General features: G+C 73.8%; 18 protein-coding genes. 7 read left to right on the top strand and 11 right to left on the bottom strand.

Going from position 1 to position 21,514, the window contains the following annotated elements:
• Positions 1-168: 168 nt before the first annotated feature.
• Complete coding sequence (locus IE109_RS12750; protein ID WP_189550919.1) at positions 169-2,535, bottom strand: ABC transporter family substrate-binding protein; 2,367 nt, start codon at positions 2,533-2,535, stop codon at positions 169-171.
• 243 nt (positions 2,536-2,778) lie between these two features.
• On the opposite strand from IE109_RS12750, the gene IE109_RS12745 reads away from it, so the two are divergent.
• The 4 genes from IE109_RS12745 to IE109_RS12730 all read left to right on the top strand — a co-directional run bounded on the left by IE109_RS12745 (position 2,779) and on the right by IE109_RS12730 (position 6,959).
• Complete coding sequence (locus tag IE109_RS12745; protein ID WP_189550918.1) at positions 2,779-3,009, top strand: Rv0250c family protein; 231 nt, start codon at positions 2,779-2,781, stop codon at positions 3,007-3,009.
• Between the two features lie 398 nt (positions 3,010-3,407).
• A complete protein-coding gene (gene sdhC / locus IE109_RS12740) occupies positions 3,408-4,262 on the top strand; it encodes a succinate dehydrogenase subunit SdhC (protein WP_189550917.1) in 855 nt (284 codons plus the stop codon).
• Between the two features lie 16 nt (positions 4,263-4,278).
• Positions 4,279-6,192, top strand: coding sequence for a fumarate reductase/succinate dehydrogenase flavoprotein subunit (locus tag IE109_RS12735; RefSeq protein WP_189550916.1), 1,914 nt, complete (start codon positions 4,279-4,281; stop codon positions 6,190-6,192).
• Positions 6,189-6,959, top strand: a complete 771-nt coding sequence (locus tag IE109_RS12730) for a succinate dehydrogenase/fumarate reductase iron-sulfur subunit (RefSeq protein ID WP_189550915.1) — start codon at positions 6,189-6,191, stop codon at positions 6,957-6,959. Before IE109_RS12735 ends, IE109_RS12730 begins: the two co-directional genes overlap by 4 nt.
• Here IE109_RS12730 and IE109_RS12725 read toward each other — a convergent pair.
• Positions 6,940-7,077 (bottom strand): hypothetical protein, encoded by a 138-nt coding sequence (locus IE109_RS12725; RefSeq protein ID WP_229890925.1) that lies wholly within the window; start codon positions 7,075-7,077, stop codon positions 6,940-6,942. The two genes, IE109_RS12730 and IE109_RS12725, sit on opposite strands and share 20 nt — an antisense overlap.
• 62 nt (positions 7,078-7,139) lie before the next feature.
• On the opposite strand from IE109_RS12725, the gene IE109_RS12720 reads away from it, so the two are divergent.
• Positions 7,140-8,828, top strand: a complete 1,689-nt coding sequence (locus IE109_RS12720; protein ID WP_189550913.1) for a TPM domain-containing protein — start codon at positions 7,140-7,142, stop codon at positions 8,826-8,828.
• Positions 8,829-8,908: 80 nt separating this feature from the next.
• Here IE109_RS12720 and IE109_RS12715 read toward each other — a convergent pair whose 3' ends face one another.
• From IE109_RS12715 to IE109_RS12685, 7 genes are all read right to left on the bottom strand, one after another.
• Entirely contained in the window at positions 8,909-11,446 is a 2,538-nt protein-coding gene (locus IE109_RS12715) for a SpoIIE family protein phosphatase (RefSeq protein ID WP_189550912.1), read from the bottom strand.
• A gap of 148 nt (positions 11,447-11,594) precedes the next feature.
• Positions 11,595-12,023: an ATP-binding protein gene (locus tag IE109_RS12710; protein ID WP_189550965.1), complete on the bottom strand. Its 429-nt coding sequence runs from the start codon at positions 12,021-12,023 to the stop codon at positions 11,595-11,597.
• 558 nt (positions 12,024-12,581) lie between these two features.
• The gene (locus IE109_RS12705; protein ID WP_189550911.1) at positions 12,582-12,995 is read right to left on the bottom strand and encodes a (deoxy)nucleoside triphosphate pyrophosphohydrolase; all 414 of its coding nucleotides are present in this window, start codon (positions 12,993-12,995) and stop codon (positions 12,582-12,584) included.
• A 42-nt stretch (positions 12,996-13,037) separates the two neighbouring features.
• The gene (locus IE109_RS12700) at positions 13,038-13,217 is read right to left on the bottom strand and encodes an SPOR domain-containing protein (RefSeq protein WP_189550910.1); all 180 of its coding nucleotides are present in this window, start codon (positions 13,215-13,217) and stop codon (positions 13,038-13,040) included.
• A 402-nt stretch (positions 13,218-13,619) separates the two neighbouring features.
• Positions 13,620-14,372, bottom strand: coding sequence for a GntR family transcriptional regulator (locus tag IE109_RS12695; protein ID WP_189550909.1), 753 nt, complete (start codon positions 14,370-14,372; stop codon positions 13,620-13,622).
• 264 nt (positions 14,373-14,636) lie between these two features.
• A complete protein-coding gene (locus tag IE109_RS12690) occupies positions 14,637-15,836 on the bottom strand; it encodes a DUF4190 domain-containing protein (protein ID WP_189550908.1) in 1,200 nt (399 codons plus the stop codon).
• Between the two features lie 180 nt (positions 15,837-16,016).
• Complete coding sequence (locus tag IE109_RS12685; protein ID WP_189550907.1) at positions 16,017-17,594, bottom strand: S8 family peptidase; 1,578 nt, start codon at positions 17,592-17,594, stop codon at positions 16,017-16,019.
• A 192-nt stretch (positions 17,595-17,786) separates the two neighbouring features.
• Here IE109_RS12685 and IE109_RS12680 point away from each other — a divergent pair, with 192 nt between their 5' ends.
• Both IE109_RS12680 and IE109_RS12675 read left to right on the top strand, forming a co-directional pair.
• Entirely contained in the window at positions 17,787-18,890 is a 1,104-nt protein-coding gene (locus tag IE109_RS12680) for a pyridoxal-phosphate dependent enzyme (protein ID WP_229890923.1), read from the top strand.
• A gap of 101 nt (positions 18,891-18,991) precedes the next feature.
• Positions 18,992-19,240 (top strand): SCO4226 family nickel-binding protein, encoded by a 249-nt coding sequence (locus IE109_RS12675; RefSeq protein ID WP_189550905.1) that lies wholly within the window; start codon positions 18,992-18,994, stop codon positions 19,238-19,240.
• A 100-nt stretch (positions 19,241-19,340) separates the two neighbouring features.
• On the opposite strand, the gene IE109_RS12670 is transcribed toward IE109_RS12675, so the two are convergent.
• Together IE109_RS12670 and ychF are read right to left on the bottom strand one after the other, a co-directional pair.
• Positions 19,341-19,970 (bottom strand): GOLPH3/VPS74 family protein, encoded by a 630-nt coding sequence (locus IE109_RS12670; RefSeq protein ID WP_229890948.1) that lies wholly within the window; start codon positions 19,968-19,970, stop codon positions 19,341-19,343.
• Positions 19,971-20,401: 431 nt separating this feature from the next.
• Complete coding sequence (gene ychF / locus IE109_RS12665; protein ID WP_189550903.1) at positions 20,402-21,490, bottom strand: redox-regulated ATPase YchF; 1,089 nt, start codon at positions 21,488-21,490, stop codon at positions 20,402-20,404.
• Positions 21,491-21,514 lie beyond the last annotated feature (24 nt).

The following is a 21,514-nucleotide window of genomic DNA, read 5'->3' as shown; positions in this document are numbered from 1 at the left end:
GTACGGGGGCGGGTACGGGGCCGTGTGCGGTGCTGCGGTGCGCTGGGGGTGAGGCGTGAGTGCGGCCCGGGTCATGGTCCGCAACGGAGCTTGCCCGCCGGTGACACCGGCGGGCAAGCGACTTGAGGGGATTCTGAGGTTGGCCTTGCTCCCTGGTCCCCGCCGGCCCTACTTCCGCCGGAAGCCGATGTCCTCGTAGCGGGGGGTGGCGAACCCGAACGCCCCGGCGTTCACCACCGTCGGCCTGGCCGCCACGAGCTGCGGACGCTGATAGAGGGGGAGGGAGCCGGCGGCGGCCCAGATCCGGGCGTCGGCCTGCTTGACCAGGTCGCGGGCGGCGTTCTCGTCCAGCTCGCCGGCCGCCTGGTCGAAGAGCTGGTCGATGTGGTCCGTGCCGACCCGGGTGTAGTTCTGCTCCACCAGCAGCGAGCCGTCGGCGGCGGGCTGGGGCTTGGCGAAGATGGGCCGCCCGTCCGTGGCCGGGTACGCGGTGCCGGGCCAGGAGTACAGGGCCAGGTCGTAGTCACCGGAGGCGATGTGGTCCTTGAAGTAGCTGTCGTCGGGGACCTTGACGATCTCGGTGCCGATGCCGACCCGGCCCAGCATCGCGGAGATCTTGTCGCCCACGGTGCGCAGCGACGCCGAGTCGGGACCGGCCGGCAGGACGAAGCGGAGCGTGAGCGGCTCGCCGTCCTTGCCGAGCGGACCGGCCGCCGCGCCGGGCGCGGGAGCGGGAGCGGCGGTGCCCCGGGGGGCGTACGCGCCGGGAGCGCCGCCGCCCGGGGCCTTGGGCACGCCGGCCGCGCCCGTGTCGGTGTCGCCCAGGACCGCCGGCCGGCGGTCGGCCCGCGCCTCGGCCGGGGCGGGGTCGTCGGCCCGCGCCAGGTTCTGGGCCTGGCGGTGCAGGGCGACGCCCTGGAGGGCCGCGCCGGGGGCGGGGGCCAGCACATGGGTGCCCTCGGGGCCGTCGTTGCCGCCGATGGCGGGCTTGTGGTCGGCGGCGCGGGGCCCGCCGGCGGCGGTGCCGGGCTTGTCGTCGCCGACGATGTACAGGCCCTCGTCGGAGGCTACGTCGCCCTCCGCGCCGTTCTTCCCGCCCGTGGCCGGCCGCTGCGCGGCCGGGGATGCCTCGGAGCCCGCCTTGGTGCCGTCCTTCGGGGCGGCCGGCTTGCGGGCCCCGCCCCGCGTCCAGCCCGCGTCGGCCAGCAGTTCCTGGGCCTCCTCGGTGTCCTGGCCGCCGAGGGCGCCGCTGTTGTCGGCGTACGCCTGCTGCCCGGCGAGCGCGAGGTGGCTGCCGACCGGGTGGGCGGGCAGCCCGAGCGGCTTCAGGACCGCCTCGGCCAGGGCCCGGCGGTCGAGGGCGCGGGCCACCGCCCGGCGGACCCGCTCGTCGGAGAGCGGGCCGCTCTCGCCGTTCAGCGCCAGCTGGGTGTACGCGGGCTCCAGGGTCTTGCGGACGACGTAACCGCGCAGCGCCTTCTGCTCGGCCGCGTAGGCGGCGAGCGCCTGCGGGTTGCCCGGGGCCGCCGCCCCGGGGAGCGCGGGCTTCGCGGGAACCGACCCGGAGGCGGGTGACGCGGGCGGCGCGGGCGGCGCTGGCCGGCCCTGCGCGGTGCCGTCGGCGCCCTTCGTCGCGCGGATGATGCGGTCCGCCGTGGCCGGGTCCACCTCGGCGAGGTCGAGGGTGCCGGTGGCGAGCGCGGCGGCGCGGGCCGCGCGCGGGACGGCGCGGAGCTCGATCGTGTCGAGCTTGGCCGGCTGCCCCCACCAGCGGGGGTTGCGCACGAGCGTCGCCGTGCCGGTGCGGGCGTCGAGGCCCTTGAGCCGGAAGGGCCCGGCCGACGAGGCCAGCTGCGTACGGGCGCCGTCGTTGAAGGCGGCCGGGGTCCCCATCACGTCCTTGGGGTAGAGCGGCGAGAACAGGGCGCGCCAGTCGGAGTACGGCTTGTTGAAGGTGACCCGGACCTCCAGGTCCCCGGCGCCGCGCTCGATCTTCTCGATGCGCTCGTAGCCGGCGTTTCGGGCGGTCCAGTAGGCGGAGTTCTTGCCGCTGAGCGCGTGCCACTGGGCGACGAAGTCGGGGGCGCCGATCTCCCGGCCGTCGCTCCACACCGCCTGCTGATTGATCTTGTAGAGGACGACCTGCTTGGGCTCGCGCTCGACGATCTCGGCGGATTCCAGGTAGTCGGCGTTGCGCTGGGGGCGGCCGCGGTCGTCGAGGGTGAAGAGGGTGGGCAGGGCGGCCTGCGCGATGCGGGCGCTGGTGGCGTCCGCGTCGGCCTGGAAGGTGTTGAGGGTGGTCGGCATCGCGTCGACGGCCCAGCGCAGGGTCCCGCCGTCCGTGACCTTGGCGCGGGCGGCGGGGGCGATGTCCTGCGGAACGGCCTTGGCGTCGGTCTCCTCCTCGGGAGAGCCGCAGCCGCTCAGTACGGAGACGGCGAGGACGCCGGTGGTGAGGAGGACGGCGGACCGGAGTCTGCGGGAGCGGGGACCCCGGGAGCATGTCCTCCCCCGAGGGGTGCCGACGTGGGACATGGCTTGTACCTCTTCGTCCTGTTTTGTGGAATTTAGAGATGATCACACCTATTGCCCATACACTGAAAGCGACCCGGAGGGCCCCGCGGCGGCGACACGGCGGCACGGCGCGCGAACACCACCCGTGCGGCCCAACGCCCGGATGAGTGCAATCCGTGCACATGACTTCACAATGGGGGATGTGACGCGCGACACTCTCAGGCGCGTGTTTGCCGCCCGCCATCGCGGAAGTGAGGGCAATTCATGTCACTCGAAGACGACCTGACCGAGGTCAAACGCCGCCTCGAAGAGCTGGCCCGCTCGGTCATCCAGCTGGAGCGCAACCTCGTCCGGCAGCGTGAGGGAAAGCCCGTCCCGATGGTCGTCGGCCGCCCCGACGGCCTGGTCACCATCTCGGACACCCCGTACGACAGCACCCTGTGGACCGACTCGGACGACGAGGGCCTGGGCGCGCGGGACCGCCGCGCCCCCTGAACCGGCGCGGGCCCGCACCCGTTCAGGAGCCGCGGCCGCGCGGGACCGCCGCGCCCCCTGAACCGGCGCGGGCCCGCACCCGTTCAGGAGCCGCGGACGCTGCCGGACGGCGGACGACCGCCCGGCCGGGCGCGCCGGGGCGCGCCGGGGCGGTCATGCCGGCGGCCCGGACCCGGCTACGGGCGGTCCGGCTACGCGCGCTCCGGGTACGGGCGGTCCGGGCGCGGGCGGAGGTCCGGACCCGGCGGCTCGGGCCCGGACCTCCGGACTCCCCGCGCCGCGCGACCGCGCCACGCCGTACCCGCCCCACCACCCGCGCCGGCCGCCGGACCGCGCCGCACCCGCACCCCCGGCCGGCGTACCCGCCCCACCACCGGCACGCGCCCTAGGAGACCCCGTTGGCCACAGGCACCGATCGACCTCCACCCGGCACCGATGACACCGCCGCCGCCCGCAGGGGCCGCGGCGGTGTCCACGGCCCGGCCCGCGCCACCATCGCGGCGAGCCATCTGCGTACCGACCGCTGGTGGCTGGCGCCCGCCGCCACAGCCGCCGGACTGCTGGCGTTCGTCGTCTACTCGACCTGGCGCGCCTTCGCGAACGGCGACTACTACGCGGCGCCCTACGTCTCGCCGTTCTACTCGCCCTGCCTCGCGGAGAACTGCGCGCCCATGCGGGGCGGCCCCAACTGGGAGCTCTTCGGCAGCTGGTGGGGCCTGTCCCCCGCCCTGCTCATCCTGATCTTCCCGCTGGGCTTCCGGCTGACCTGCTACTACTACCGCAAGGCCTACTACCGGGGCTTCTGGGCGTCGCCCCCGGCCTGCGCGGTCGCCGAGCCGCACGGGAAGTACACCGGCGAGACCCGTTTCCCGCTGATCCTGCAGAACATCCACCGGTACTTCTTCTACGCCGCCCTGCCGGTCGCCGGCATCCTCACCTACGACACCGTGCTGACCTTCCGCGACGCGTCGTACGCCTGGGGCCACATGGGGCTCGGGACGCTGGTGTTCCTCGTCAACATCGTGCTGATCTGGGCGTACACCCTGTCCTGCCACTCCTGCCGGCACATCGTCGGGGGCCGGCTGAAGCACTTCTCCCGGCACCCCGTCCGCTACCGGCTCTGGGGGTGGGTCGGCAGGCTGAACGCACGGCACATGCAGCTCGCCTGGGCGTCGCTGCTCAGCGTCGCGCTCGCCGACTTCTACGTGTACCTGCTCGCCGTCGGTGCCTTCGACGATCCGCGCTTCTTCTAGGAATAGGTGCTCACCGATGACGCAAGCGGAACGGCAGCAGTGGGACGTCGTCGTGGTCGGCGCCGGCGGGGCGGGGCTGCGGGCGGCCATCGAGGCGCGCGAGCAGGGCGCCCGTACGGCCGTGATCTGCAAGTCGCTGTTCGGCAAGGCCCACACGGTGATGGCCGAGGGCGGGATCGCCGCCTCCATGGGGAACGCCAACGCCGGGGACAACTGGAAGGTCCACTTCCGCGACACCATGCGCGGCGGGAAGTTCCTCAACCAGTGGCGGATGGCCGAGCTGCACGCGCGCGAGGCGCCGGACCGGGTCTGGGAGCTGGAGACCTGGGGCGCCCTCTTCGACCGGACGAAGGACGGCCGGATCTCGCAGCGCAACTTCGGGGGCCACGAGTACCCCCGGCTCGCCCACGTCGGCGACCGGACCGGTCTGGAGCTGATCCGCACCCTCCAGCAGAAGATCGTCGCCCTCCAGCAGGAGGACTTCCGCACCTTCGGCGACTACGAGGCCCGGCTGAAGGTCTTCCAGGAGTGCACGGTCACCCGGGTGCTGAAGGACGACGACGGCCGGGTCGGCGGGACCTTCGCCTACGAACGCGAGTCCGGCCGCTTCTTCGTGCTGGAGGCACCGGCGGTCGTCCTCGCGACCGGCGGGATCGGCAAGTCCTTCAAGGTGACGTCCAACTCGTGGGAGTACACCGGCGACGGGCACGCCCTGGCCCTGCTGGCGGGTGCGCGGCTGGTGAACATGGAGTTCGTGCAGTTCCACCCGACCGGCATGGTCTGGCCGCCGTCGGTGAAGGGCATCCTCGTCACCGAGTCGGTGCGCGGCGACGGAGGTGTGCTGCGCAACTCCGAGGGCGAGCGGTTCATGTTCGACTACGTTCCCGACGTCTTCAAGGACAAGTACGCCGAGTCGGAGGAGGAGGGCGACCGCTGGTACGAGGACCCGGACAACAACCGGCGTCCGCCCGAGCTGCTGCCGCGCGACGAGGTGGCCCGCGCGATCAATTCCGAGGTCAAGGCGGGGCGCGGCTCCCCGCACGGTGGCGTCTTCCTCGACGTGTCGACCCGGATGCCGGCCGAGACGATCCGGCGCCGGCTGCCGTCGATGTACCACCAGTTCAAGGAGCTGGCCGACGTCGACATCACGGCCGAGGCGATGGAGGTCGGCCCGACCTGCCACTACGTGATGGGTGGCGTCGCGGTCGAGTCGGACACGGCCGAGGCGATCGGGGTGCCAGGACTGTTCGCGGCCGGTGAGGTCGCGGGCGGCATGCACGGCTCCAACCGGCTCGGCGGGAACTCGCTGTCCGACCTGCTGGTCTTCGGCCGCCGCGCCGGGCTGTACGCGGCCCGGTACGCGAGCGGCCTGGCCGACCGCCCGCAGGTGACCGACGCCCGGGTGCACGCGGCGGCCGCCGAGGCGCTGCGCCCGTTCAGCGGCGAGACCGCCGACGGGACGGGTGCGCGGCCGGAGAACCCGTACGCCCTGCACCAGGAGCTCCAGCAGACGATGAACGACCTGGTCGGCATCATCCGCCGCGAGGAGGAGATGCGGCGGGCGCTGCGGAACCTGGCCGAGCTGCGGCTGCGTGCCCGGGGCGCGGGCGTCGAGGGCCACCGGCAGTTCAACCCCGGCTGGCACCTCGCGCTGGACCTGCGGAACATGCTGCTGGTCAGCGAGTGCGTGGCGCGGGCGGCGCTGGAGCGCACCGAGAGCCGCGGCGGGCACACCCGGGAGGACCGCCCGGCCATGGAGCGCGCCTGGCGGCGGGTGAACCTGCTGTGCCGCATCGCCGACCCAGAGTCCCCCGAGGGGCAGATCGCCCTCGAACGCACGACGACCGACCCCATCCGTGCCGACCTGCTCTCCCTGTTCGACAAGGAGGAGCTGGTCAAGTACCTCGCCGAAGAGGAGCTCTACGAGTGACCAGCTATGACGCGAGCTTCCGGGTGTGGCGGGGCGACACGGACGGCGGCGGCCTGAAGGACTTCAGCGTCGAGGTGAACGAGGGCGAGGTGGTCCTCGACATCATCCACCGGCTCCAGGCGACCCAGGCGCCCGACCTGGCGGTGCGGTGGAACTGCAAGGCGGGCAAGTGCGGTTCGTGCAGTGCCGAGATCAACGGGCGTCCGCGGCTGATGTGCATGACACGGATGTCGGTGTTCTCGCGCGAGGAGGTCGTCACGGTGACCCCGTTGCGGGCCTTTCCCGTCGTGCGCGACCTGGTGACGGACGTGTCGTTCAACTACGAGAAGGCCCGCGAGGTGCCGTCCTTCGTGCCGCCGCCGGGGGTGGCCCCGGGCGACTACCGGATGCAGCAGATCGACGTGGAGCGCCCCCAGGAGTTCCGCAAGTGCATCGAGTGCTTCCTGTGCCAGGACACCTGCCATGTGGTCCGGGACCACGAGGAGAACAAGCCCGCCTTCGCCGGGCCGCGGTTCCTCATGCGCATCGCCGAACTGGACATGCACCCCCTGGACGCGGCGGAGGAGGCCGGCCTCGACCGCAAGCGCACCGCGCAGGAGGACCACGGGCTCGGCTACTGCAACATCACCAAGTGCTGCACCGAGGTCTGCCCCGAGCAGATCAAGATCACCGACAATGCCCTGATCCCGCTGAAGGAAAGGGCGGTGGACCGCAAGTACGACCCCCTGGTCTGGCTCGGCGACAAGATCACCCGCCGGAGGTCCTGACCTCGGGGTGCCGGCCGGTCCAGGGCGCCGCCCAGCCGTCCGCCGTCACCGCGAGGTCGGCGTACGGCGCGACCCCGAACCGCTCGCGGTCGCGGTCCGTGCGCGCCCTGCGGTCCACCACCGACCGTGGCGATGGGCGTCGGGTCGCACACCGTCGAACCCGGGCATAGCCTCACGAATGTGACGCGTGGAGCCACTCGGTCCTGTCTCGCTGCACTCCTCGGCACCCTGATCACGGCGTGCTCGCTGGTCCTGCCCGGCGCGGTCGCGACCGCCGGGGTCGCTGCCGCCCGGACGGCCGCCGCCGGGCCGGGCGGCGGACAGGGCTCGGCCACCGACCTCGTCCTCCCCGTGGGGATGCTGGTCGCGGCCGGCGCGGTCGCGGCGTACACATACGCCAAGCGCCGCCGGCGCACCACCACACGCACCACGCCGCACGGCGGGCCGGACCGGTGGGATGCGCCCCCGGGGCCCACCCTGGAAGAACTCGGGGCCCGCGCGTGGCAGGCGCTCGTCGACACGGACGACGCCGTCCGGACGGGCGAGGAGGCACTGGGATTCGCCACCGCCCGGTCCGGGAAGGAGGCGGCGCGTCCGTACGCGGAGGCGGTGGCGTACGCCCGGGCCGAGCTCACCGAGGCCTTCCGGCTCCGGCAGCGGCTCGACGACGCGCCCCCGGAGGACGGGGCGGCGCACCGCCGGACGCTGGAGGAGATCATCGTGCGCTGCGGCGACGCCGGCCGGCGGCTGGACGCCGATGCGGACGCCTTCGACCCGTTGCGCGCCCCGGAGCGGACGGCGCCCGAGGCCCTCGCCGCGGCGGATTCGGCGTTCCGGGAGGTGAGCGGGCGGGCGGACCTGGCGGACGCCGTGCTCGTCGCGATGCGGGAGCGGTACGCGGAGTCGGCCGCCGCGCCCGTCGCGGGCGGCGTCGAACGGGCCAGGGAGCGGCTGCTGTTCGCCTCGGCCCGCCTCGAACGGGCGCGGCGGGCGGTGGAGGGCGGCGACACCGCCGCCGCGGCGGCCGACGTGCGGGCCGCCGAGGGCGCCCTCGCCCAAGCGGCGCGGCTCGTCGACGCCGTGGACCGGCACGCCGGGGAACTGGCGGAGGCGGCGGGCAGGCTGCCGGTCGCCCTCGCCGACGCGGAGGAGGACCTCGCCGCCGCCGGTGCGTCGGTGGACGCGGCGGAAGGGGTACCCGCGCCGACCGCCGATCTGCGCGGCCCGGCCGCGCGCGCCGAGTCGGTCGTCACCGACGTACGCCGTGCGCCGGCGGCCGGACGGTACGACCCGATCGACGCGCTGCGCCGGATCGCGGAGGCGGACGCCGCGCTGGACGAGGCGCTGGCGGGCGTACGGGACGACGAGCGGGGGACGCGGCGCGCGCGGGCGCTCCTCGGCCACGCGCTGCTCACCGCCGGCTCCGCCGTCGGGGCGGCGGCGGACCACATCGCGACGCACCGGGGCGCGGTGGGTGCCCGGGCCCGCACCCGGCTGGCGGAGGCGGACCGCCTCCTGGCCCGGGCGCGTGACCTGGCGGCGGCGGTGGCGGAGCGGGGCGCGCGCGGGGGCGCGGACGCACGGGACGCGGCGGCCGAGGCGCGGCGGGCGGACGCGCTGGCCCGGCAGGCGCGCGGCCTGGCGGAGCAGGACGTGGCCCGGTACGGAGACGGGGCCGCGCGGGACGGAGACGGGGCCGCGCGGTACCGGGGCCCGGGTGGGGACCGGGCCGGTCACGGGGACCGGGCTACGGACGGCGAGGCGGACGCCCACGGCCCCGGCGGCCCGCCCGGGCGGGCGCCTGACGACGGGCCGGCACGGGGGGGGCCAGGCGGTGCGGTGCTCGGCGGCGACTCCGGGAACGGCTGAGCGCTGGGCGGCGGAGCGGCGGGGGCCGGCCCGCCCGCTCCCCCCCGGCCCGCCCGCTCCCCCGGGGAGGGCCACCGGTGTCAGAACATGCTGAGCAACTGGTCGACGGTCGGCTCCGCGGTGGCGTCGCCGTCCGGCAGGGCCAGCTCGAACCAGACCGTCTTGCCGCGCGGCGTACGGCGCGACCCCCAGCCCGCGCTGAGCAGACCGACCAGCTGGAGCCCCCGGCCGCCCTCGTCGGTGTCGCGGGCCCGGCGCCGCCGGGGCTGCACCAGACCCGCGTCCCACACCTCGCAGACGAGCGTGCGGTCGCGCAGCAGCCGCAGCCGTATCTCCCCCTCGCCGTAGCGCAGCGCGTTGGTGACCAGTTCGCTGACCAGCAGTTCGACCGTGTCGACGAGCGCTTCGAGGTCCCAGGCCGTCAGCTGCGCCCGGGCCAGCTCCCGGGCGCGGCCCACCGAACGCGGCTCGCGGGGCAGCCGCCAGTCGCCGACGGCCTCGGTCGGCAGCCCCTGGATACGGGCCATCAGCAGGGCGATGTCGTCCTCGCCGTGCCGGGTGTTCAGGGAGTCCAGCACGTGGTCGCAGACGTCCTCCAGCGGCCGGACCGGGTCGGTCAGCGCGCTGCGGAAAGCCTCCAGGCCCTCGTCGAGGGGATGGTCGCGGGACTCGACGAGCCCGTCGGTGTAGAGGGCGAGCAGCGCGCCCTCGGGGAGTTCGACCTCGACCTCCTCGAAGGGTTCGCCGCCGACGCCCAGGGGCATCCCCGGCGGTACGTCGAGCAGCAGCGCGGCCTCGCCCGGTTCGACCAGCACCGGCGGCAGGTGGCCGGCGTTGGCGAACGTACAGCGGCGGGTGACCGAGTCGTACACGGCGTAGACGCAGGTCGCGAGGTAGACCTCGGACAGCTCCGGGCCGCGCGCCGTGTCGGCGACCCGCGATGCCTGGCCGCCTCCGGGGGTGCCGAGGCCACGGGCGATCTCGTCGAGGTGGGAGAGGACCTCGGCCGGCTCCAGGTCGAGCTGGGCCAGGGTGCGTACGGCGGTGCGCAGTTCGCCCATGGCGACGGCCGCCCGCAGTCCGCGCCCCATGACGTCGCCGACGACCAGGGCGGTGCGGTGGCCGGGCAGCTGGATGACGTCGAACCAGTCGCCCCCGACCTCCGTGGCGGTGTTGCCGGGCAGGTAGCGGCAGGCGATGTCCAGGCCGGCGGCCTCCGGGTCGCCGGGCGGCAGGAGGCTGCGCTGGAGGATGAGGGCCCGCTCGTGCTCCCGCCGGTAGAGGCGGGCGTTGTCGATGCAGACCGCCGCGCGGGCGGCCAGCTCGGCGGCGAGCGCCCGGTCCCGTTCGCCGAACGGTTCGCTGCCCTTGGTGCGGGAGAACTGCACCAGGCCGACGACGGTGTCGTGCGCCACCATCGGCACGACGAGCGTCGACTGGACGAGGCTGCCCTCCGCTCCGGGCATCGCGCTCGGCCGGCCGGTGCGCAGGGCGTCGGCGCAGGGGGAGTTGAAGGGGTAGCGGTGGAGGGCGCCGACGTCTATCGGGGCCGCCTCGCAGCATCCGGGAGCGGTGCGGGGGTTCAGCAGCGGGGCGTCGGACACGGCGCTGGCGAAGGCGACCCGGCGCAGTTCGGCGCTGGCTCCGTCGGCGCGTCCCGGCGGCGCCTCGACGCCGCTGAGCAGCCCTTGGTACAGGTCGACGGAGGCGAGGTCGCAGAACCCGGGCACGGCGACGTCGAGGAGTTCGCGGGCGGTGGTCTCCAGGTCCAGGCTGTTGCCTATGCGGGCGCCGGCCTCGTTGAGGAGGGCCAGGTTGCGCCGGGCGCTGGCGGCCTCGCGGGCGGCCATCTGACGGCGGGTGACGTCGATGCCGAGGCCGGCGACGCCGACGGGCCGGCCCGATCCGCTGTGCACCCGGTAGAGGTTGACCGACCAGTGCCGGCGGTCGGTGCTGCCGGGCACCGCACCGGTCAGTTCGAGGTCGGTGACGGACTCACCGGTCTCCAGGACCCGGCGCAGCGCGGCGGTCATCCGCTCGGCCTCGGGGCGGGAGAGGTAGTCGTGGACGGTGCGGCCACGGTGGTCCTCGGCGGAGCCGCCGAAGACGGTCGCGAAGCGCTCGTTGGCCCGCCTGACCGTCAGGTCGGTGTCGAACAGCAGGAAGCCGAAAGGAGATTGTCCGAAAATGGCCTGCGAGGCGGCGAGGTCCGTCTCGATCCGCCGCAGCGCGCGGACGTCGACGACGATGCAGAGCGCGGCCTTCTCGCCGCGTTCGGTCTCGCTCGGCATCACGTAGACCTCGGCGATCCCGCGCGGCCTCTGTTCCCCCGGCATACGGAAGGGGACCAGGCCGGTCCACTCCTTGCCGTCGAGGATCTCGGAGACCTTGCGGTGGCCGCGCGGGCGCAGCTCGGCGGGCATGAACGCCTCGACCGGGTCCTTGCCCCTGACCTCCTCGGCGCTGATGCCGAACAGGTCGGCGGCGCGAAGACTCCACTGGTCGACCAGCCCGTCGGGGCCGATCGAGAAGGAGGCGACTCTGATGTAGTCGTAGATCGAGCCAGGTGGACTGCTCTGCCACACGACGCTGTTCGCCGTCTCAGATATCTCGCTCACGCGACCGTCCCCTCCAGCTCACCGCACCGGACCGGCCATTCCCGCAGTATTCAGCACTACGGCCCCCGGCGGCACGCCGTTCACGATCACAGGGTGGTCTCGTTCGTTTTGAGCCGAGCCCGAAGGTGATCGTTGTCCCTTCCCTCTTCTAACCAGGCAGGGCCAGCTCGAACCACACCGTCTTTCCCGACCTGCCCTTTCGAGTCCCCCAGCGGCGGGCGGAGCAGGCGACCAGCTGCAGTCCCCGTCCGCCCTCGTCGTCCGGTCCGGCAGGCCGTTCCAGGGGAGGGTCCGGGAGCGGATCGGACACCTCGACGAGGAGCGCCGGCGAGGACGGGAAGGCCCCTTCGTCGGGCGGGAGCCGCAGCAGCCGGACGCCGATGGGGCCGCAGGCGTAGCGCAGAGAATTGGTCACCAGCTCGCTCACCAGCAGGACCGTCACGTCGACGGTCGCCGGGTCGAGCCGCCAGCCGCGCAGTGCGTCACGTACCGCGTGACGGGCGGCGCGTACGGCGTCGAGCTCGGCAGGGAAGATCCACTCGGCGCACTCGCCCTCGATGTCGATCACGCCGACCACTTCCAGACCCAGCGGCGGACCCACGTCCTATTTGGGTGGGTTAATCAGCACATACCCGAAATTGCGGGCGGGCTATCGCCATCGCAGGCGCATCGTGGCACGAACGGCGTACACCCCGGTCTCGCGCTCCCCACCGACCCCCTGTCATCCCCTCCCGCCGGCGCACCCCGGCGTACTCCGGTACAGCCATCGGGTCCCCGGTCGCTCCCCGTGCCCCCGATGCCACCGGTGCCCCTCGCGGCGGCCGGGCCGCCGGGGGGCGGCGGGGGCGGGGTCCGTGCGGACGGGGCCGGCGTCCCGGACCCGCGGAGGGCGGCCGGGGCCGGGCGGCCCGGGCTCGCGGCACGGCCCGAGGTACGGACACGCCGTGCGGCGTGCGGGACGGCGCCCCCATGTCGTCCCCGCCCACGGGCCGCCGCATCGGTGGCACGGCGGCACGACGCGTCCGGCGATCCCGGCGGTCCCGCGGTCGGCGGTCCGGCGGGCGGCGGTCCCGGCGGTCCCGCGGTCGGCGGTCCGGCGGGCGGCGGTCCCGGCGGTCCGGCGGTCGGCGGTCCGTCAGGAGCGGTTGCCCGGATGCTCGCCGGGGAACCGGCGGGCGGCCTCCGCGACGGCGGGACGGTCCTGATCCAGCCAGTCGACGCTGTCCAGTTCGTGCCGCGCCAGCCACCGCAGCTCGTCGTGGTCCTGCAAGGGGCTGGGCTCACCGGAGAGGAGCCTGGCGGTCCACACCTGGAGTACGTAGCCGGGCGCCAGCGGCCATTCACCGGGGATCCGTTCACCCGGCTCGGTCTCCACGCCCAGTTCCTCGCGCAGCTCGCGGACCAGGGCCTGCGGCGCGGTCTCGCCCGGTTCCAGCTTGCCGCCGGGCAGCTCCCAGCGGCCGGCCAGCTCCGGCGGGGCGCTGCGGCGCGCGGCCAGCAGCCGCCCCTCGTCGAAGACGGCCCCGGCCACCACCACACGATCTGTCATGCGCCGGAGCGTAACGCGCGGCGGGGCGGCGCCCCGGTGCGGTCAGGTCGCGGGCTGGCCCACGCGCTCCACCCAGTAGAGCTGCTCGGGGCCGCTCGTATCGAGACTGTCGGCGATCTGCTGCGCCTCGTCCCTCGTCGCGTACCTGCCCACCCGGTAGTGGTTGCCGTTGTCGTCCTGCCGGATCACCAGCCAGGGAAGGACCGCGCCACTCTCACTCATCACGCCTCACCCTCCGCCGGCCTGCACGCTTCTAAGCATCCACACGAAACAGCGATCCGCATATGCCTGAGCCTACGCCAGACCTTTACGGAGCGGATACGTGTTTTTACGAAGAGGCACGCATCCGGCCAGGGAATCGGTGCGGCAAGGGGGCGCACCCGTCCGGGTGCGCCCCCTTGCGGACCACAGGGCACCGCGTCCCCCATGCTGACCGGGACGGGACGCCCGACGGCCGGACGCTCGGCCGAGCACCCGTGAGGCCGTCAGCCGTCGCCCCGTCGCCCCGTCAGCCGTTGACCCGTGAGCCGTCGCCCCGTCAGCCGTTGACCCGTGAGCCGTCGCCCCGTCAGCCGTTGACCCGTGAGCCGGACCACTCCGCCACCGGGCCACTCCGCCGCCCGGTCACCGCACCGGAAGGTGGTAGGCGATGCGGTAGCGGTCGGCCGGCACGACCACGTCGGCCGTCTCGACCGCCCTCCCCGACGCGTAATAGGTCCGCTCCACCACCATCACGACGTGCCCCGGCACCCCTCCCAGCGTCAGGAGCTCCTCGGCCAGCCCCGGGCGCGCGCCGACCTCCTCCACCACGTTGTCCACGACGACGTCGATCGCGGCCATCCGCTCGACGACCCCGCAGCCGCCCAGCGGCCCCTCCTCGGGCAGCATCACCGGGGTGCGGCCGGTGACGGCGAGCGGCTCCCAGGAGGTGGAGAGCATCATCGGCTCCCCCGCGTCCCGGAAGACGTACCGCGTGCGCATCACCCGGTCCCCCGGCTCGATGCCGAGGCGCTCCGCGACGGCGGCGCTCGCCGGCTCCTGCTCGCTGCGGGACTCCCAGGTGCCGCGCGCGCCCTCGGCGGCCTGCTCCTGCCGGAAGGGGTTCGCCCCTGCCGTCAGGCCGAAGCCGGAGCGGGCGATCCGGCGTGGCACGGGTCGCTCCCGGACGTAGGTCCCCGACCCCGAGCGGCCCTCGACGAGCCCCTCGGCCATCAGCACCTTCCGGGCCTCCAGCGCGACGGTGTCCGAGACGCCGTACTCCTCGCGGATGCGGGCCTGCGAGGGCAGCCGGGTGTGGGGCGGGAGCGAGCCATTGACGATCTTCTCCCGGAGATCGCTCGCAACGCGCAGATAAGCGGGCTGCTCACCGAAGGTCACGGGCCACTCCCATCAGGTTGACAGACAGCAACAGAGTCGCAACCGTGGGTTGCCCACCGCAAGCATGGGCCAGAGTTTCACTCGATGTGATGACGGCCGTTTGAGTACCAGCTCACCATGGGTACGACCCCGTGAACCGGCGCTCGGGCCCCCACGGACCGGCCCGCCCGCATCGCGGCCCCGCCCCGGCCCGCCACCCCGGGGTCCGGCCCCACCCGCGCACCGGCCGCCCCACGCCGCCGTGAACGACCTGCCACGCGCCGCTCAGGAATCGGCCGTGACCTCTGCCGGCGGCGTGACGTCCAGCTTCAGGGCACCGCGCGCCTTCGCGCCCAGGTCGGCGGGGAGGGCGTCGTACGCGGGTTCGTAGTGCTCCCAGAAGGTGTCCGGGTCCGTGGCGGCCGCCATCCTCGCCCAGTGCTTCCCGGCCGCCTCCAGCTCCTCGGCCAGGTCGGCCACCGGACCGCGCGAGGCGGCCGGCCACGGGTGGTCCCGCAGTCCGGCGGCCGTGGCGCGCACGGTCTCCGAGACCTTCGCGGCCCACGCCACGTTGGCCTTCCGGTCCTCCTCGACATCGGCCTCGGGCTCCTCCAGGAGGGCCGCGTCGATCTGGTTGACCCGCTTCAGGAAGGCGGCCTGGTGCTCGTCGAGGGTCTCCTCGTCATTGCGCACCGACCCGGTGAGCTTGCCCTCCTCGGCGGCGAAGGCGCAGGTCACCGACCGGTCACCGACCGCCCAACTCTCCTTGCTCGGCTGGTAGTAGTACATCCACGCGTTGTCGGGCACGGCCCAGCCGTCCAGCGCGTAGGCGGCGTTCAGCTCCTCGCAGCGGCGCTCGGCGACCGGCTCGATGCGCTTGTCGCCGGGCCACGCGTCGAACTCGCCGATCGTGAAGCCGCCGGCCACCTCGCCGTCGTGGGGCTCGGCGCAGTCGACGATCGTGACGTCGACGGCCTCCGCCTCCTCGACGCCACCAGGGCTGTTGAAGCACTGGCCCTTGCGCAGCTCGAAGGTCGAGCGCGTCCGGGACGCCTCGTCGACGACGTCCCGCACGCCGTCGGAGACGTCGCGGAACGCCCCCGTGGCCAGTCCGGCCACCAGCAGCAGTGTGCTCACCAGGGAGAGGACCATGCCCGTGACGGCCATGCCCGTGCCCCGCTCGCCCCGCTTCCTGATCTGCCCGAGGGCGACCCCGCCCAGGACCATGCCGAGCGGCGGCACCAGGCACACGATGCCGGTGACGAGGGAGGCGATGGACAGCCCGTTGACGTTCACCGGCGGCGGCGGGGGCGCGCCGTAGAACGGCGGCGTCTGCGGGTACGCCTGCCGGGGCGGCGGCCAGCCCTGCGGGACGGCCCCCTGGGGCGCTCCCTGCGGGGCGGCCCCCTGGACGGCTTGCGGGACGGCTCCCTGGGGCGGGCCCTCGGGCGGACCGTCGGGCGATCCCTGGGGGGACGGTTCCACGGTTCTCGGTGCTCCTGTCGGGGGCGGGACGAATCGCACGCGTGCGCGGCTGGCGCATCGTACGCGGTCCGCGGCAGGAGGCGGAACGCGGGCATCGCCGCGGTTCACGGCCGCGAGCCGCGTACAAAGGAAGAGGCGGTCGCCATGGTGACGACCGCCTCCCTCTTCACTCGCTCGACGCTAGAACTGCAGAGCCCAGGAGTCGATCTTCCCGGTGTCGTAGTTCGCGTTGTCGCTCACGCGCAGCTTCCACGTGCCGTTCGCGACCTCGGAGGAGGCGTTGACCGTGTACGTGGTGTTGATGTTGTCGGCGCTGCCGCCCGTGCCGTACGCCTTGAGCGTGTAGGCGGTTCCGTCGGGGGCGATCAGCTGCACCTGGAGGTCGCCGATGTAGGTGTGGACGATGTTCACGGGCACCTGGAGGGCCGACGGGGCGTTGCCCGCGACGCCGCTGACGGCGATCGGCGATTCGGCGGTCGCGTTGTCGTTGATCGCGTAGTCGGCGGTGTTCTCGAAGCGCTTGCCGGGCGGCGGCGTGGTGCCGCCGTCACCCACGTACAGCAGGCGGTTCGGGGAGCCGGTGCCCGGGTTGCCCACCACGCCGGTGGTGGCGGCGGAGGTGAGGGCGGTGGCGACCTGCGACGGGGTGGCCGTCCGGTTGTTCGCCAGGTAGAGGGCCGCGGCGCCCGCGACGTGCGGGGTCGCCATCGACGTCCCCGAGATGGTGTTGGTGGCGGTGTCGCCGGTGTTCCACGACGAGGTGATGGAGGAACCGGGCGCGAACAGGTCCACCAGGCTGCCGTAGTTGGAGAAGCTGGAGCGGGCGTCGGTGCTGGTGGTCGAGCCGACCGTGATGGCCTCGGCGACACGCGCCGGCGAGGAGTTGGACGCGTCCCGGCCGTCGTTGCCGGCGGCGATGGCGTAGGTGACACCGCTGGCTATGGAGTTGCGCACGGCGGTGTCGAGCGCGGAGTCCACGCCGCCGCCCAGGCTCATGTTGGCCACGGCCGGCTTGACGGCGTTGCGGGTCACCCAGTCGATGCCGGCGACGACCTGGGCGGTGGTGCCGGAGCCGGAGTTGTTGAGGACGCGGACGCCGACGATCCTCGCCTTCTTGGCCACGCCGTAGGCGGACCCGGCGACGGTGCCGGCGACGTGCGTGCCGTGACCGTGGCCGTCCTGCGCCGTGTTGTCGTTGTCGATGGCGTCGTAGCCGTAGGTGGCCCGCCCGCCGAAGTCGCTGTGGGTGATGCGTACGCCGGTGTCGATGATGTACGCGGTGACGCCCTCGCCCGCCGGCTCGGGGTAGGTGTAGCTCTGGTTGAGCGGCAGGGCGCGCTGGTCGATCCGGTCCAGGCCCCAGGACGGCGGGGACGGCTGGGTGCCGTTGATCGTGAAGACGCGGTTCTGCACGACCGAGTCGACGGCCGGGTCGGCGGCCAGCTTCCTGGCCTGCGCCTCGGACAGTTCGACGGCGTAGCCGTTGAGGGCGGAGGTGTACGTCTTCTCGATCTTCGCGCCGTAGCGGGTGGCCACGGCCCTGCCCGCCTTGGACTCGGCGTCGGCGGCCGACTCGTCGAGGGTGACGATGTAGCTGCCCGCGATGGCGCCGGGGGCTCCGGCGTTCTCGATCACACCTTCCGGGGCGGCCGCGGCCGCGGTGGCCGGGAGGGCGGAGAGGGTGCCGAGCGCGAGGGCGGCGACGACGGTGGCGCCGGCTGCGGCCAGTCTTCGCCGCGGGGTACGCATCACTGACATGTGAGGGGTCCTCCTCATTGGTGGTGCGTTGCTGTGGGGGTGTTCGGCAGGGGCATGACAAACAACGCGGCCGTGTACGCGGCGTTGCCCGAATCCGTCCGCCGAGCGAAAGATTGACCGATCCATAGGAATCCCACAAGGGTCCTGACGCGCCGGTAACAGCCCTGCCACACGAATGACATGCTGGCTTTCATGACCCTTTCGGCGCACTACCGGTGCTCCCGGTGCGGCACTCGATCGTCCGTATCGTCACTGACCTGGTGCTGCCCCGGATGCCGGGGTCCCTGGGACCTCGACTTCCGGGCCGGGCCGCTGTCCCTGGAGGCGCTGGCCGGCCGGACGGGTTCGCTGTGGCGCTACGCGGAGGCGCTGCCCCTCGCCGGCCCCCACTGCTCGCTCGGCGAGGGACGCACACCGCTCGTCCGGCTCACCGACACCGTTTCGGCCAAGCTCGACTTCCTGATGCCCACCCTGTCGTTCAAGGACCGCGGCGCCGTGATGCTCGCCGAACTGGCGCGCCGCCTGGCCCCGCGCCGGGTGATCGCCGACAGCAGCGGCAACGCGGGCACCGCGATGGCGGCGTACTGCGCCCGCGCGGGGCTCGACTGCACGGTGTACGTCCCGGAAGGCACCTCCGCCAAGAAGTTGGAGCAGATCCGGGCGCACGGGGCGCGGCTCACCGTCGTGCCCGGGGACCGCGAGGCGGCGGCGCGCGCGGCCCGCGAGGCGGCCGGCGAACCGGGCACCTTCTACGCCTCGCACGTCTTCAACCCCTACTTCCTGCACGGCACCAAGACGTACGTGTACGAGCTGTGGGAGGACCTCGGCGGGCGGCTGCCCGACACGCTCGTGGTCCCCGTGGGCAACGGCACCCTGCTCCTGGGCGCCGCCCTCGCCACCGCCGAGCTGGCCGAGCACGGCCTGATCCCGTCCCGCCCCGCCCTGGTGGCCGTGCAGGCGGAGGCGGTCGCGCCGCTGGCGGAGGCGTTCCGCGCGGGGGCCGACGAGCCGGCCGCCCCCGCTCCGGCGCGCCCCACCCTCGCCGAGGGCATCGCCATCCCGGGCCCGCCGCGGGCCCGCCAGATCCTTCGGGCGGTGCGCGAGTCGGGCGGGACCTTCCTCACCGTGACGGAGGACGCGATCCGGGAGGCCCAGCTCGACCTGGCCGCCCGCGGGCTGTACGTCGAGCCGACGGGCGTGGCCTGCTGGGCGGCGGTCCGCGCGGAGCCGCCCGGCGGCGGCACGGTGGTCCCCCTGTGCGGCGCGGGCGCCAAGACGGGCCTGGCCGCCGGCTGACCCCGGCACCGCGCCCGAGTCCGGTACCGCGCCGCCCGGCGCGTCCGGGTGCAGCATGGAAGAGGGGCCGGAACCGAACCGTCACCGGAGGTGCGGGAGTCATGGGCACGTACATGGACGTCCACCGAGGCATGAAGGGCATCACCTCGGACCAGCTGAGCGAGGCCCACCGCGCGGACCTCGCCATAGAGAAGGAGGAAGGGGTCCACTTCGAGCGCGCCTGGGCCGACCCCGAGTCGGGCACGGTGTACTGCCTGTCCACCGGCCCCTCGGCCGACGCGGTGCAGCGCATCCACGAGCGCACCGGCCACGCGCCCGACGAGATCCACGAGGTCACCCTCTCGGTCTGACGGAGGCCCCGGCGGACGGCCGGCGCGGCCCGGGCAGCCGGTTTTTCTCGGCCACGGCGCCGGCTGCGGGACGGCCGGGGCGAGGCGTCGGAGACACCGCCTAGGAGACGGCCGCGCCCCCGAGGTCCTGCACGGCGCGGCGCACCGCCGCCGACACCGGGGCGGCGTCCTCGGCGAGGTCCGTCAGCCGCCCCTTGAGCACGCGCCGCCGGTCGGCGGGGAGGGCCACGCCCAACTGCCCGCCCGCGTGCGCGAGGCCGGTCAGCAACGCGGTCCGGCCGGCGGCCGGGGCGCCGCCCGCACCGGCGGCCGTGGCCTCGGCCGTGGCGGCCACCGAGGCCCGCACATCCCGTGCGGCGGCGAGACCGGCCGGGGTGAGGCGTGCGCGGTCGAGCGGGAGGAAGCCGAAGACCCTGCTGGTGCTCTGCCGCACCAGGCCGTCCTTCTCCAGGGCCCGCAGCACCTGTCGCACGGACTCGCGGCCGTCCCTGCGGACCCAGTGCAGCCACTTCCTGCCGGGGTCCGCGGCTATCCCCTGCCACACATGCCGCAGCGCGGCGTCCGCCGGCGCCTCACCGGCCACCCCGGCCGCGCCCGCCTCGTCGGTCAGGGCGCCGCCGTCGAGCAGCTCGGCCAGCAGCGCGCCGCGCACCGCCGGAGCCAGGGACTGCCGGACGGGGAGCCGGCCCCCCTCCTCGTCGAAGGCGAGCAGGACCATGTCGCCTGCCATGGTCGTCACAGGTGTCCCCCTCATACGGTCGCCGTGCCGCCGATGGCCGCCGGTCCCCCGGGGCCCCGGCCGTTCCGGCATCCCTCGCTCCGCCGCCCCTTTGCCTCGGCACCGGGCGCCGCGACGGTGAGACCGGCGATGGTCCCAGCCGGACAGACGGCTACCGACGTGCCCTGGGTTCCGTTTCCACCCTCAGAACGCGGAGTACGGGCCAGGACCCTGGCCGGCGAGGGCTCTGTTCCGGCGGTGCCTGGTACTCACCTCCGCCCCGACCAGGGGCGGACCGGTCCGCCGATGCCCGGCCGCAGGCCGACGAAGCGGCGTAACCGCTCCCCCGTGTGCCGGGCTCATCCAGCGCATTGCGGACTGCTTGCGGACCGCAGAGGCCGCCCGACCCGCGCCGCAGGTCGGACGGCCTTTGACCGGACGTGTCAGACGTTGAAGCGGAACTCCACCACGTCGCCGTCCTGCATGACGTACTCCTTGCCCTCCATGCGGGCCTTGCCGGCCGCGCGGGCTTCGGCGACCGAGCCGGTTTCGACGAGGTCGGCGAAGGAGATGACCTCGGCCTTGATGAAGCCCTTCTGGAAGTCGGTGTGGATCACACCGGCCGCCTCGGGGGCCGTCGCGCCCTTCTTGATCGTCCAGGCGCGGGACTCCTTGGGACCGGCCGTCAGGTAGGTCTGGAGGCCCAGGGTGTCGAAGCCGACGCGGGCCAGGGTGGCGAGGCCGGGCTCCTCGGCGCCGACGGACTGGAGGAGCTCCATGGCGTCCTCCTCGTCGAGCTCGGCGAGGTCGGCCTCCAGCTTGGCGTTGAGGAAGATCGCCTCGGCCGGGGCGACCAGGGCGCGCTGCTCGTCCTTGAAGGTGTCGTCCGTGAGCTCGTCCTCGTCGACGTTGAAGACGTAGAGGAACGGCTTGGTGGTGAGCAGGTGCAGGTCGTGCAGCAGCTCGGCCCGCTCGGAGCCCTGGAGGATGCCCTGCGAGAAGAGGGTGTCGCCCCGCTCCAGGATCTCCTTGGCCGCCTCGACCGCCGCGACCTTCGGTACGACGTCCTTCTTGATCCTCGACTCCTTCTGGAGGCGCGGCAGGACCTTCTCGATGGTCTGGAGGTCGGCGAGGATCAGCTCGGTGTTGATCGTCTCGATGTCGTCCTTGGGCGAGACCTTGCCGTCGACGTGGACGACGTTCTCGTCCTTGAAGGCACGGATGACCTGGCAGATCGCGTCCGACTCGCGGATGTTCGCCAGGAACTTGTTACCCAGGCCCTCGCCCTCGCTCGCGCCGCGCACGATGCCCGCGATGTCGACGAAGTCGACCGTGGCCGGCAGGACGCGCTGCGAGGAGAAGATCTCGGCCAGTTTGGTGAGGCGGGCGTCGGGGACGCCGACGACGCCGACGTTCGGCTCGATGGTGGCGAACGGGTAGTTGGCCGCCAGCACGTCGTTCTTGGTCAGGGCGTTGAACAGGGTCGACTTGCCGACATTCGGCAGGCCGACGATTCCGATCGTGAGCGACACGTTGGCGACTTCCCTAGAAGTGAG

It is taken from the genome of Streptomyces lavendofoliae, from assembly GCF_014649735.1.
Lineage (GTDB): Bacteria > Actinomycetota > Actinomycetes > Streptomycetales > Streptomycetaceae > Streptomyces > Streptomyces lavendofoliae.
The sequence above is the reverse complement of the archived record's forward strand: the minus strand, read 5'-3'. Positions and strand labels throughout refer to the sequence as shown.

What these genes read in the sequence shown, in the direction of transcription:
- IE109_RS12750 (WP_189550919.1), bottom strand. Translation starts at nt 2,535, where the DNA reads ATGTCCCACGTCGGCACCCCTCGGGGGAGGACATGCTCCCGGGGTCCC.
- IE109_RS12735 (WP_189550916.1), top strand. Translation starts at nt 4,279, where the DNA reads ATGACGCAAGCGGAACGGCAGCAGTGGGACGTCGTCGTGGTCGGCGCC.
- IE109_RS12685 (WP_189550907.1), bottom strand. Translation starts at nt 17,594, where the DNA reads ATGTCAGTGATGCGTACCCCGCGGCGAAGACTGGCCGCAGCCGGCGCC.
- IE109_RS12675 (WP_189550905.1), top strand. Translation starts at nt 18,992, where the DNA reads ATGGGCACGTACATGGACGTCCACCGAGGCATGAAGGGCATCACCTCG.
- IE109_RS12680 (WP_229890923.1), top strand. Translation starts at nt 17,787, where the DNA reads ATGACCCTTTCGGCGCACTACCGGTGCTCCCGGTGCGGCACTCGATCG.
- IE109_RS12670 (WP_229890948.1), bottom strand. Translation starts at nt 19,970, where the DNA reads ATGGCAGGCGACATGGTCCTGCTCGCCTTCGACGAGGAGGGGGGCCGG.
- IE109_RS12705 (WP_189550911.1), bottom strand. Translation starts at nt 12,995, where the DNA reads ATGACAGATCGTGTGGTGGTGGCCGGGGCCGTCTTCGACGAGGGGCGG.
- IE109_RS12745 (WP_189550918.1), top strand. Translation starts at nt 2,779, where the DNA reads ATGTCACTCGAAGACGACCTGACCGAGGTCAAACGCCGCCTCGAAGAG.
- IE109_RS12700 (WP_189550910.1), bottom strand. Translation starts at nt 13,217, where the DNA reads ATGAGTGAGAGTGGCGCGGTCCTTCCCTGGCTGGTGATCCGGCAGGAC.